The organism is Micromonospora sp. DT229 (genome assembly GCF_049844505.1).
In the GTDB taxonomy this organism is placed as follows: domain Bacteria; phylum Actinomycetota; class Actinomycetes; order Mycobacteriales; family Micromonosporaceae; genus Micromonospora.
Map to the genome: position 1 here is coordinate 506,485 of NZ_JBNCLD010000001.1, position 12,873 is coordinate 519,357.

At 71.1% G+C, this 12,873-nt stretch carries 9 protein-coding genes; 7 read left to right on the forward strand and 2 right to left on the reverse strand.

Going from position 1 to position 12,873, the window contains the following annotated elements; all coding sequences use genetic code 11:
• Window positions 1-22 precede the first annotated feature (22 nt).
• Together ACLQ2T_RS02430 and ACLQ2T_RS02435 are read right to left on the reverse strand one after the other, a co-directional pair.
• Window positions 23-1,360, reverse strand: coding sequence for an ABC transporter substrate-binding protein (locus ACLQ2T_RS02430; protein WP_425764337.1), 1,338 nt, complete (start codon window positions 1,358-1,360; stop codon window positions 23-25).
• A gap of 19 nt (window positions 1,361-1,379) precedes the next feature.
• Window positions 1,380-2,510 (reverse strand): LacI family DNA-binding transcriptional regulator, encoded by a 1,131-nt coding sequence (locus tag ACLQ2T_RS02435; RefSeq protein WP_425764338.1) that lies wholly within the window; start codon window positions 2,508-2,510, stop codon window positions 1,380-1,382.
• A 225-nt stretch (window positions 2,511-2,735) separates the two neighbouring features.
• On the opposite strand from ACLQ2T_RS02435, the gene ACLQ2T_RS02440 reads away from it, so the two are divergent.
• From ACLQ2T_RS02440 to ACLQ2T_RS02470, 7 genes are all read left to right on the forward strand, one after another.
• Window positions 2,736-4,064, forward strand: a complete 1,329-nt coding sequence (locus tag ACLQ2T_RS02440; protein WP_425764339.1) for a Gfo/Idh/MocA family protein — start codon at window positions 2,736-2,738, stop codon at window positions 4,062-4,064.
• Window positions 4,065-4,088: 24 nt separating this feature from the next.
• Window positions 4,089-5,519, forward strand: coding sequence for a glucuronate isomerase (uxaC, locus tag ACLQ2T_RS02445; protein WP_425764340.1), 1,431 nt, complete (start codon window positions 4,089-4,091; stop codon window positions 5,517-5,519).
• Complete coding sequence (locus ACLQ2T_RS02450) at window positions 5,516-6,817, forward strand: enolase C-terminal domain-like protein (protein ID WP_425764341.1); 1,302 nt, start codon at window positions 5,516-5,518, stop codon at window positions 6,815-6,817. Before uxaC ends, ACLQ2T_RS02450 begins: the two co-directional genes overlap by 4 nt.
• On the forward strand, window positions 6,808-8,298 hold the full coding sequence (locus tag ACLQ2T_RS02455; protein ID WP_425764342.1) for a mannitol dehydrogenase family protein: 1,491 nt from the start codon (window positions 6,808-6,810) through the stop codon (window positions 8,296-8,298). The genes ACLQ2T_RS02450 and ACLQ2T_RS02455 overlap by 10 nt, the downstream gene beginning before the upstream one ends.
• A complete protein-coding gene (locus ACLQ2T_RS02460) occupies window positions 8,295-9,521 on the forward strand; it encodes a Gfo/Idh/MocA family protein (RefSeq protein WP_425764343.1) in 1,227 nt (408 codons plus the stop codon). The genes ACLQ2T_RS02455 and ACLQ2T_RS02460 overlap by 4 nt, the downstream gene beginning before the upstream one ends.
• Window positions 9,522-9,730: 209 nt before the next feature.
• On the forward strand, window positions 9,731-11,119 hold the full coding sequence (locus ACLQ2T_RS02465) for a pectate lyase family protein (RefSeq protein WP_425764344.1): 1,389 nt from the start codon (window positions 9,731-9,733) through the stop codon (window positions 11,117-11,119).
• Between the two features lie 48 nt (window positions 11,120-11,167).
• Complete coding sequence (locus ACLQ2T_RS02470; protein ID WP_425764345.1) at window positions 11,168-12,736, forward strand: pectate lyase family protein; 1,569 nt, start codon at window positions 11,168-11,170, stop codon at window positions 12,734-12,736.
• Window positions 12,737-12,873 lie beyond the last annotated feature (137 nt).

Genomic DNA, 12,873 nt, shown 5'->3' on the forward strand with positions numbered 1-12,873 from the left:
CTCTCCGGGTGACGCGGTGCGGTCAGGAGGCGATCGCTGCCTTGCAGGCCGCGATGAACTGGGCGGCGGCCTCGGCGGGGGTGGCCCGGCCGTACTGCGCGTTCTCGGCGGCCTTGGTCAGCTCGGCGCGTACCTTGCTGTGGCCCTTGATCGGCACCTGCGGAGCCGCGCCGAAGGTCTCGGCCAGTTCGGTCTCCACGGCGATGGACTGCTTCATCGCCGCGTCGGTGGTGTCGTCGCTGACCACCCGACGCAGGTCCAGGTTGGACGGCAGGCCCCGGTCCGTGCCGAGCAACTTGACCGCCTCCGGGTCGTTGACCAGGAAGTTGATCACGTCGACCGCGATGTCGGCGTTCTTACTGCCCCGGAAGACCGACCAGTACATCGAGGCGCGGGCCCACTGGGCACTCGGGTCACCGGGGTAGGCGATGACCCCCAGCTCGTCGGCGGTGTTCTTCTTCAGCTCCGGCATCTGGTTGACCCAGACCCAGGAGGTGGCCGACTTGCCGGTGACCACGAGCTGCTTGGTGATGTCGGTGGCGTTGCCCTCGTGGATGACGTCCGGGGTCGGGGTGGCGCCGGAGTCCCGGGCCCCCTTCCACAGCTCGAACCATTTGGTCACGTCCTCGACGGTGAAGCCCAGGTCGCTGCCGGAGTACAGGTCCTTGCCCTGCTGGCGCAGCCACACCCAGAAGGCCTTGTAGTCGGCGCTGGGGTCCTGGGTGCCGGGGGTGCCGGTCTTCTTGCTGACCTGCTCGGCCCAGGCGATGTGCTCCTCCCAGCTCATCCCGGTGGTCGGCTCGGGCAGCCCGTTCTTGGTCAGCAGCGTCTTGTTGTAGACCAGGCCCTGGGTGTTCTCCCCGGCGGCCAGACCGGCGAGCTTGCCGTCGACCTCGCCGTACTGGAGCAGGCTGGGCGGGAACTTGGTGGTGTCCAGGTCACCGGAGTCCTGGTACTTCTTCAGGTCCAGGGTGGCGTTGCGGGCCGCGTACTCGGTCAGGTAGTTGTCGTCGATCTGGAAGATGTCCGGCGGGTTGCCGCCGGCGGTGAGGGTGGCCAGCTTGTCGAAGTAGCCCTGGTTGGCCTGCCAGGTGGTCTCGAAGACCACGTCGGGGTTCTTCTTGGTGTAGAGGTCCAGCGCCTGCACGGTCAGCTCGTTGCGGGCGTCACCGCCCCACCAGAAGATGGAGACCTTGGTCTTGCCGTCGGAGGCGTCGTCGCCGCCACAGGCCGCGGCAGCCCCGACCAGGGGCAGGGCCACGACCGCGGCGAGCAGGCCGCGCAGCAACCGGCGGCGCAGCAGGGAGGTACGGTAAGTGCGCCCGTCGGGCGCGCTGGTGGGGTGCGTTGCGGGGTGCATGTGCGCTCACTCCTTGGCGTTAGGAGGCGACGACGTCACCGGCGGCCACTTTCGGGCCGCCCGGGTCCGCACGGCGATGCGGGCCCGGGCCTACGGCAGTGGCACCGGGACGCTCCCGGCCGGAATACGGGCCCGGTCCGGTGGAGTCGCGGATGACCAACTCGGTCTGGAGCATTACCTGTGCGGTGGTGCGACGGACGCCGACTGTGCTCCCGGCACCGCCGGCCCGCCCGGTGCGCGGAAGGTCGGTGTCGTGTTGCAGCAACATGTCGACGGCCGTCCGGCCGGCGGCCGCGGTCGGGGTGGCCACCGTCGTCAGCTTGGGGCGGGTGAGCCGGCTCAGTGAGATGTCGTCGACCCCGACGACACTCACCTGCTGCGGCACCGCGACCCCCAGTGCGTCGAGCCCCTCCAGGAGGCCGATCGCCATCAGGTCGTTGTAGGCGAGCACGGCGCTGACCCCGGCCCGGCGGACCTGCTCCGCCTGGGCCAGTCCACCGTGCTCGGTAGGTGGGTTGGGGCCGAGCACGGTCAGCTCCGCACCGGCCGTCCGGGCCGCGGCGCCGGCCGCGCGGCGGATCTCCCGGCTGGTCCAGGAACCCCGCGGCCCACCGAGCAGGGCGATCTCCCGGTGACCCAGGCTCGCCAGGTGTTCGATGGCCGACCGGGCGCCCTGACCGACGTCCATCAGCACGCAGGGCAGACCGGCCAACTGGCGGTTGACCACCACCAGGGGGACCTCCCGGCTGAGCTGCTCGATCAGGCTGTTGCTCATCCGGGGGCTGCACAGCAGCACCCCGTCGACCTGCTTGGCCAGGGCGTGGACCAACTCCTCCTCGGCGGCGGCGTCCTCATTGGTGTCGGCCACGAAGACGTGGTAGTCGCGGTGCCGGGCCTGACTCTCGGCCGCCTTGATCAGGGGCGGGAAGAACGGGTTCGCGATGTCGGCGATGATCAGCCCGATGTTGTGGGTGCGGCCGGTGATCAGGGCCCGGGCGGCCCGGTTGGGGCGGTAGCCCAGGTCCTCGGCGCAGGCCAGCACCCGTACCCGGGTCTCCGGGTTGACCAGGTGGGGCGCGGAGAAGGTACGGGAGACGGTGGAGATGTGCACCCCGGAGGCCCGTGCGACGTCCCGGATCGTGACTGGCACTGCGGCCCCCTTCGTAGGTGTGTCGGCGGTCACGGTGCCGCCAATTAATGCAAACGGTTGCTCCAGTGTCAACGGTCGATGATTACAGTCAGGTTTCGACACTGGCCGCTAACGCGGGTAAATCGCTGCAAATGCCATCGGTTGGCGGTGCACCGTTGACGTCGAGGCATCGATCGTGATTACTTCACTGCAAAGGTTTGCAGAGAGATCGAGGAGGATCGGTTCGTGTCTCCGCAACCCGGCAGCCGGGCCCGCTACGCCGTGGTCGGCACCGGCGCCCGCGCCGAGATGTTCGTCCGCGCCCTGGTCCACGACCACGCCGACACCGCCGAACTGGTCGCCTTCGCCGACGTCAACCAGGCCCGGATGGACGCCCACAACCGGTGGCTCACCGAACTCGGTCACCCCCGGGTGCCCACGTACCACGCCGGGGACTTCACCGCGATGCTGACCAAGGAACGGGTCGGGGTCGTCCTGGTCACCTCGGTCGACGTCACCCACGACGAGTACGTGGTGGCCGCCCTGGAGGCCGGCTGCGACGTCGTCACCGAGAAGCCGATGACCACGGACGCGGCGCGCTGCCAACGCATCCTCGACGCGGTACGCCGCACCGGCCGACGGGTCACGGTGGCCTTCAACTACCGCTACAACCCCTTGCACGAGCAGGTACGCCGACTGCTGGCCGAGGGCGCGGTCGGTGAGATCGGTTCGGTGCACTTCGAGTGGCTGCTGGACGTACGCCACGGCGCCGACTACTTCCGCCGCTGGCACCGTGACAAGGCCAGCTCCGGCGGGCTGATGGTGCACAAGGCCAGCCACCACTTCGACCTGGTCAACTGGTGGCTAAACGCCACACCCGTGCAGGTGTACGCGGCCGGACGGCTGTTCTTCTACGGGGAGAACGGCCGCCGACACGGCTACGCCCGCGACTACGACCGGGCCCACGCCAGCCCCGAGGCCGAGGACGACCCCTTCGCCCTGCGCCTGGCCGAGCATCCCCGACTGCGGGAGCTGTACCTCGACGCCGAGGCGGAGGACGGGTACCACCGGGACCGTAACGTCTTCGCCCCCGGGGTCAGCATCGAGGACGACATGGCTGTGCTGGCCACCTACTCCACCGGCGCGACGATGACCTACCACCTGACCGCGTACGCCCCCTGGGAGGGCTACCGGGTGATGGTCAACGGCAGTCGGGGCCGCCTGGAACTGGAGGTCACCGAGAGCGAGTACGTCAGCCCGGCCGCAGCCGGAGCCCTGAAGGGGGCCGCCCTGCACGGGGACCAGGCCGCCGCCGAGGGCGGCTCGGCCACCCTCACCCTGCGCCCCTTCTGGTCCCCACCACGACGCATCGAGGTCGACGGGTACACCCGCCACGGGCACGGTGGCGCGGATGCCCGGATGACCCAGGTCCTCTTCGGCGGCGCGACCGACCCGCTGCACCGGGCGGCCACCGCCCGGGACGGCGCGCTGGCCCTGCTCACCGGGCTGGCCGCCAACCGGTCCTTCGACACCGGGGCCCCGGTCCGCGTCGCCGACCTGCTAACCCTCGACTGACCTAGACCCCAGGAGCCGCACCCCGTGCCCACCTCGACCCGACCAGACCTGCTCCTCCCCGCCGACCCGGGCCAACGCGCACTGGCCCGGGAGCTGTACGCCCTGGTGGCGAGGTTGCCGATCATCTCCCCGCACGGGCACGTCGACCCGGCCCTGCTGGCCGAGGACCGGCCCTTCGGTGACCCGGCGCAGCTGCTCATCGTGCCCGACCACTACCTGACCCGGATGCTACTCAGCCAGGGGGTCCCCCCCTCCGAGCTGGGGGTGCCCAGCCGCGACGGCACCCCGGTGGAGACCGACGGGCGACGGATCTGGCGGCGCTTCGCCGAGCACTGGTACCTGTTCCGGGGCACCCCCTCCCGGCTGTGGCTGGAACAGACCTTCACCGAGGTCTTCGGCGTCGCCACCCGACTGTCCCCGCAGACCGCCGACGAGGTGTACGACGCCCTGGCCGCCAAGCTGGCCGAGCCGGACTTCCGACCCCGGGCCCTGTTCGAACGGTTCAACATCGAGGTGCTGGCCACCACCGAGTCGCCCCTGGACGACCTGGGTAGGCACGCCAAGTTGGCCGCCGACGGCTGGGGTGGACCGGGCGGGCGGGTGGTCACCACCTTCCGCCCGGACAACGTGGTCGACCTGGACTTCGAGGACTGGTCGGCCAACGTCGACCGGCTGGGCGAGATGACCGGGGAGGACACCGACACGTACGCCGGTTATCTGGCCGCCCTGCGGGCCCGCCGGGCGGCGTTCATCGCCGCCGGCGCCACCTCCTCGGACCACGGTCACCTGACCGCCCGGACCCTGGACCTCGGCGCGGGCGCCGCGAGGGTGTTCGACCGGGCCCGTCGGGGCCGGGCCGAACCGGGCGACGCCGAGGTCTTCGCCGCGCACATGCTGCTGGAGTTCGCCCGGATGTCGCTGGAGGACGGGCTGGTCATGCAGTTGCACCCCGGTGCGGTGCGCAACCACAACCGGTGGCTGTACGCCCGGCACGGCCGGGACGTCGGCGGCGACGTCCCGCAGGCCACCGAGTACGTGCACGCCCTGGCCCCGCTGCTGGAGGCGCACGGCAACGACCCCCGACTGCGGGTGGTGCTCTACACCCTCGACGAGGACACCTTCACCCGGGAACTGGCCCCCCTGGCGGGCGGGTACGCCGCCCTGCTGCTCGGCGCGCCCTGGTGGTTCCTGGACTCCCCCGAGGTGCTGCGCCGGTTCCGGGAGACCGTCACCGAGACGGCCGGCTTCTACAACACCGCCGGGTTCGTCGACGACACCCGGGCCTTCTGTTCCATCCCGGTACGCCACGACGTGGCCCGGCGCATCGACGCCGGTTACCTGGCCCGGCTGGTCGCCGAGCACCGGCTGCCGATGGACGAGGCCGCCGAGACCATTGTCGACCTGGCGTACCGCCTGCCGAAGCGGGTCTTCAAGTTCGGGGAGAGGCAACAATGACCACCATCACCGAGGTCACCGTGCACGACGTACGGTTTCCGACCGCCGCCAGCGGCGACGGCTCCGACGCCATCAACCGAGGCGACTACTCGGCCACCTATGTCGAGCTGAGCACCGACGACGGGCCGACCGGGGCCGGGTTCACCTTCACCAACGGTCGGGGCAACGAGATCACCTGCGCGGCGGTACGGGCCCTGGCCCACCACGTCACCGGGCGTACGGTCGCCGAGATCACCGCCGAGCCGGTGGCCTTCTGGCGCTACCTGGTCGCCGATGTGCAGTTGCGCTGGCTGGGCCCGGAGAAGGGGGTCATCCACATGGCCACCGGGGCGCTGGTCAACGCGGTGTGGGACCTGCGGGCCAAGCTCGCCGGCAAGCCGATGTGGCGCTACCTGGCCGAGCTGCCCACCGACGAACTGGTGGCCAATGTGGACTTCGGCCACATCACCGACGCGCTGACCCCCGACGAGGCCACCGCCATCCTGGACAAGGGCCGCGACGGGCTCGGCGACCGGCTGGCCGTGCTGGAACGCGACGGCTTTCCCTCGTACACCACCTCGGTCGGCTGGCTCGGCTACCCGGACGACAAGGTGCGGGCCCTGACCCGAGCGGCGTACGCGGCCGGGTGGCGGGCGATGAAGATGAAGGTCGGCGGCCCGCCCGCCGACGACCTGCGGCGGGCCCGGATCATCCGGTCGGAGATCGGCCCGGAGGCCCTGCTGATGATGGACGCCAACCAGGTGTGGGACGTCGACGAGGCGATCACCAACATGACCGCCCTGGCCGAGGTGGACCCGTACTGGATCGAGGAGCCGACCCACGCCGACGACATCCTCGGGCACGCCCGCATCGCCCGGGCGGTGACCGAGCTGACCGGCGGACGGTGCCGGGTGGCCACCGGCGAGGTGGCCGCCAACAAGGTGATCTTCAAGCAGTTGTTGCAGGCCGAGGCGATCGGAGTGATGCAGATCGACGCCTGCCGGGTGGCCGGGGTCAACGAGGTGCTGGCCGAGATCCTGATGGCCGCCAAGTTCGGGGTGCCGATCTGCCCGCACGCGGGCGGGGTCGGCCTCTGCGAGTACGTCCAGCACCTGGCGATCTTCGACTACCTGCGGGTGGGCACCAGCCTGGAAGGGCGGATGGTGGAGTACGTCGACCACCTGCACGAACACTTCCTCGACCCGGTACGCACCCGCGACGGGCGGTACCTGCTGCCGACCGAGCCGGGCTACAGCGCCACCATGCACCCGGAGTCGATCGCCACCTTCGGTTTCCCGGACGGCCCGGCATGGCGGTGACCGTGGGGGCCTCCCGCCTCGATCTGGGGGCGCTGCGTCGGCTGCCGGCCGGGTCCCGTCCGCTGGTGCGGCCCGGCAGCGTACCGGCCGGGGTGCTGCACCTGGGGCTCGGCGCCTTCCACCGGGCCCACCAGGCGGTCTACACCGAGCAGGCGATCGCCCTGGCCGGCGGAGACTGGGGCATCGTGGGAGTGGCGCCGCGCAACGCCGACCTGGTGCGGGTGCTGACCGCGCAGGACAACCTGTTCAGCGTCAGCACCCTGTCGGCCGCCGACCAGCACACCCGGGTGGTCGGGGCGCTGACCGGGGTCCGGCTGGCCGCCGCCGACCCGCAGGCGGTGGTGGCGCTGCTGGCCGACCCGGCGATCCGGGTGGTCACCCTGACGGTGACCGAGAAGGCGTACCAACTCGATCCGGCCGCGGGGACCCTGCGCCCGGACCCGGCCCTGGTGGCCGACCTGACCACCGATCGGCCGCCGGTGACCGTGCCCGGGTTGCTGGTGCGCGGGCTGCTGGCCCGGGCCGCCGCCGACGCCGGGCCGATCGCCCTGGTCAGCTGCGACAACCTGCCCGCCAACGGCCGCCGGCTACGCGGCCTGGTCCAGCACGCCCTGGCGTACGCGAAGGCCCCGCAACCGGCCCTGGACTGGGTCGGTGCCCAGGTCGGGTTCCCGGGCACCATGGTGGACCGGATCGTGCCGGCCAGCACGGCGCAGACCCTGGCGGCGGCCAGGCGGGCTTTGGGGGTCGAGGATCTGGCGGCGGTGGCGGCCGAGCCGTACACCCAGTGGGTCATCGAGGACGACTTCCCCGGCGGACGACCGGCCTGGGACCGGGCCGGGGCGGTGCTCTGCGCCGACGCCGGGCCCTGGGAGCGGCTCAAGCTGCGCACCCTCAACGGGGTGCACTCGGCCGCGGCCTACCTCGGGGCCCTGGCCGGCTGCGAGACCATCGCGGAGGCCCTGGCCCTGCAGCACCTGGACACCGTGCTGCGTCGGCTCATCGCCGAGGAGGTCGCCGTCAGCTTCACCCCGCCCGAGGGGGTCGAGGTGGTCGACTACGGCGAGCAGGTGCTGGCCCGGTTCGGCAACCCGGCGATCCGGCACCGCACCCTCCAGGTGGCGATGGACGGCTCGCAGAAGCTGCCGCAGCGAATCCTGCACACCATCGCCGACCTGCGGGCCGAGGGCCGGTCGGCACGCTGGGCGGCCCTGGTGATCGCCGCCTGGATCCGGTTCGCCCAGGGCATGACCGACGACGGGCGTGCGCTGCCCCTGGACGACCCGCTGGCGGACCGGATCCGTACCGCCCTGGCCGAGGCGCCGCAGACCCCGGCCGGGGCGGTCGAGGCCGTACTCGCCCTCGACGAGGTCGTCCCGCCCGAGGTGGCCGCCGACGCGCAGGTACGCGCCGACATCACCGCCTGGCTGACCGACCTGACCCGCCACGGCGTCCGCACCACCCTCACCGCCGCCGCATGAGTGCAAGGAAGGGCACCTTGTTAACGTCTGCGGTAGAGGAAGGGACCCCGCTTAACACTCCACGGGTAGCGCTGATCGGGGCGAACGGGCACGGTCGCTGGCACCGGCGGGTGATCGGCCCCCTGCACGAGGCCGGGCGGCTGCGGCTGGCCGCCCTGGTCGACCCCAGGCCGATCGAGGAGGAACCGGCCGCGCCGGTGCCGGCGGGTACCCGGATCTTCACCGACCATCGGGCGATGCTCGCCGAGGTGGCCCCCCAGGTGGTGGTGATCTGCACCCCGCCGCACACCCATCTGCCGATCGCCCGGGACGCGGTGGCCGCCGGTGCCGACCTGCTGCTGGAGAAGCCGCCGGTGCTCTCCAGCGCCGAACACGAGGAGTTGGCCGCAGCCCTGGCGGCCACCGGCCGGGTGGCCCAGGTCGGGTTCCAGGCCCTCGGGTCGGCGGCGCTGACCGCGTTGACCCAGGCGGTGACGATCGGCCGACTGGGTACGGTCACCGGCATCGCCACGGTCGCCGCCTGGCAACGGCCGGACGCGTACTATGCCCGCGCCCCGTGGGCCGGACGGCGGCTGCTGGACGGTCGGCCGGTGCTCGACGGGGCCCTGGCCAACCCCCTCGCCCACGCGGTCATGCAGTGTCTGGCCGTCGCCGAGGCGGTCACCGGGCGGCCGGTGCAGCCGGCCACCATCGAGGTGGAGCGGTACCGGGTACGGCCCATCGAGGTCGACGACACCGCGGTGCTGCGCCTGCTACCGGCGGAGGGGCCACCGATCGTGGCGGCGGTGACCCTGGCCGGGGAGGACTTCGTGGCCGGCGAGGTGATCGTCACCGGCACCGGTGGCCGGGCGGTGCTGGAGTACCCGACCGACCGGCTGTGGTTGCCCGGGCAGGCGGGCCCGGACCTGGTGCCCGGCCGGCGGGGTCTGCTGGAGAACCTGCTGGCCCATCGGGCCGACCCCCGGGTTCCGCTGATCGCTCCCCTGGCCCGGACCGCTGCCTTCACCGCGGTGCTGACCGCGCTACAGGCCGCACCCGAGCCGACCCTGCTGGGCGGGGACCTGGTGGAACCGGTGGGCGAGGGACCGCAGCGGGTGCTGCGTATCCGCGGCGTCAACGCGGTGCTGCGCCGGGCCGCCGAGCAAGGGGAACTACCGTCGGAGGCCGGGGTGGCGTGGGCGGTCACGCCGTGGCGGCACCCGGAAATGACGTCGCAGGAATAGGAGGTACGGCAACCGGACTACAAATCGCCGATCCGAAGTGGATCGACGCAATGCGTTGACCAGCGGATTCCCGATCAGGGCAGGTCGGGTCAATGTCGGCCGATCGCATTTAGTGCAACAAACCTGCATATCCAGCATATTGACCGATATCAAACATAATCCGTAACCTTCGTTACCAGCGAGAAACACGACGAAGGAACGGACACCCAATGCGCAGAATCGCCGCGTACGCGGCATTGATCACACTCACCCTGACCGCCGCGCCCGCTCCCGCCGCGGCCCACGCGCCGACCGGGACCGGCCTGGCCGCCCGGTCCTCGCCGGCCCCCGCTCCCCCGGCCCTGTCTCCCCTGGCCCGCCAGCTCGGCCGGCAGACCCTGCCGGCCGGCGACGGCTGGGCCTCCGCCGGGCCGGGCACCACCGGCGGCTCGACCGCGAGCGCGGACCAGGTCCACGTCGTCACCACCCGGGCCGAGCTGATCACCGCGCTCGGCGGCGACAACGCCACCAACGCCGGCAACTCCACCTCCAAGATCGTGTACGTCAAGGGCGCCATCGACGGGTTCGAGGGCCCCGACGGGACCCTGCTGGACTGCACGGACCTGGCCGACCCCGGCTACTCGCTGGAGGCGTACCTGGCCGCGTACGACCCGGCGGTCTGGGGTCGGGTGGCGCCGAGCGGGCCGATCGAGGAGGCCCGGGTGCGGTCGGTGACCGACCAGACCCGACACACCCAGATCAACGTCGGCGCCAACACCACAATCATCGGGCTGCGCGGGGCGCGGCTGACCGGCCTCACCCTGATGATCGACCGGGTCTCCAACGTCATCGTCCGCAACATCACCTTCGACGACGCCCGGGACTGCTTCCCCGCCTGGTCCCCCACCGACGGGGAGACCGGCAACTGGAACTCCCAGTACGACCTGGTCTCCGTACGCCGCAGCGAGAACGTCTGGATCGAACACAACACCTTCACCGACGGCGACAACCCGGACAGTGCCCAACCGGTCCACTTCGGCCGCCCGTACCAGGTGCACGACGGCGCGCTGGACATCACCCACACCGCCAGCCTGGTCACCGTCGCCTGGAACCGGTTCGACGGTCGGGACAAGGTGATGTTGATCGGCTCCTCCAACACGGTCGGCCCGGACCTCGGTCGGCTCAACGTCACCCTGCACCACAACCTGTTCGACGGGTCCCTGCAACGGCTGCCCCGGGTGCGCTTCGGCCAGGTCGACATCTACAACAACGCCTACCGGATCGCCGGTGCGGGCTTCGAGTACGCCATCGGCGTCGGCGTGCAGTCCGCGGTGTACGCGCAGCACAACCACTTCACCCTCGGTGCCGGTATCGCCGCTGCCGACCTGCTCTACGACTGGGGCGGCACCGCCATCACCACCCGGGACAACTGGGTCACCCCGGCGGGTGGGCTGCCGCGTCCGGTCGACCTGGTGGCCGCGTACAACGCCGTACACGACCCCGACCTGTCCCCGGACGCCGGTTGGACCCCGACGCTGCGGCACGGTCCGGTGCTGCCGGCACCCCTGGTGCCGCTGGTCGTCGGACCGCTCGCCGGCGCCGACCGGCTGCCGCTGTAGCGGCACACACCGCTGTTCACCACCACCAGTTAGGAAGGTGAGACGAGGATGAGACGCACCCTCGCGCCACGAGTCCTGGCGGCGATTGCCGCCACAGCCACCGGAGCAGCCGTCTGTATGGCCGTGACGACGCCGCAGGCGTCGGCGGCCGTCGGCAGCGCCACCGGCTTCGCCAGCAGCAACGGCGGCACCACCGGTGGGGCCGGCGGGCAGACCGTACGCGCCACCACCGGCACCCAGATCCACGCGGCCCTGTGCAACCGGGCCAGCAGCAGCACCCCGATCATCATCCAGGTCGAGGGGACCATCAACCACGGCAACACCACGAAGGTCTCCGGGTCCAGCTGCAACACCGCCGCCGACGTGATCGAACTCAAGCAGATCAGCAACGTCACCATCCTGGGGGTCGGCAACGGAGCCACCTTCGACCAGATCGGCATCCACATCCGCGAGGCCCGCAACATCATCATCCAGAACGTGACCGTCCGGAACGTCAAGAAGTCCGGCTCGCCGACCTCCAACGGTGGCGACGCCATCGGCATGGAGGCCAACGTCCGCAACGTCTGGGTCGACCATGTCACCCTGGAGGCCTCGGGCGGTGAGTCGCAGGGCTTCGACGGCCTGTTCGACATGAAGAACAACACCCAGTACGTGACCCTGTCCTACAGCATCCTGCGCAACTCCGGCCGGGGTGGTCTGATCGGGTCCAGCGAGAGCGACCTGTCGAACGGGTACGTCGCCTTCCACCACAACCTGTACGAGAACATCGACTCCCGCGCTCCCCTGCTGCGCGGCGGAATCGCGCACATCTTCAACAGTCACTTCTCCCGGATCAACGAGTCCGGCATCAACTCCCGGGCCGGGGCCCGGGCCAAGGTGGAGAACAACTACTTCCAGAACGCCAAGGACGTGCTGGGCACCTTCTACACCGACCAGGCCGGCTACTGGCAGGTCAGCGGCAACATCTTCGACAACGTGACCTGGTCCTCGCGCGGTGGGGACACCAACCCGGCCGGTCCCAACCCGACCTCCAACACCAGCGTCAGCGTTCCGTACTCGTACCGCCTGGACCCGGCCAACTGCGTGCCGGACATCGTCCGGCAGACCGCCGGCGCCAACAAGGGCATCCGTACCTCGAACGGCAGTTGCACCCCGACCAGCCCGACGAGCGGCCCGACCACGCCCGCTCCGGGCCCGACCACCCCGACCCCCGGCCCGACCACCCCGACCCCCGGCCCGAGCCAGCCCAGCGGCACCAACCTGAGCATCGGGGCCGGCTCCGACGGATCCAGCAAGGCCAGCGGCACCAGCTACGGCGACGTACGCGACGGCAACATGAGCACCGCCTGGTCGCCGTCCGGGGCCACCGGTCAGATCTCCATCAAGTGGGACACCGCCACCCGGGTCTCCCGGGTCAACATCCGTGAGGCCTCCGGGGCGGTCGGCAACGTCCGGTCGTGGCGACTGCTCAACCACGACACCGGCGCGGTCCTGGCCAGCGGCAGCACCGCCGGGGTGATCACCTTCCCGGCCACCTCGCTGCGGAAGATCACCTTCGACATCACCGGTTCCTCCGGCACCCCGCGGATCGCCGAGTTCGAGACGTACGCCGGATAACACCCGAAGTGCCGGCCCGGCCGGCACCTGAGCACCAAGCCGGTGGGGGTCGTCAATGACGACGGCCCCCACCCTCACCTGTCACACCAGCAGCCCCATGCCGACGGGACCCTGCCGGGGTTGCTGCGGCGCTCCGG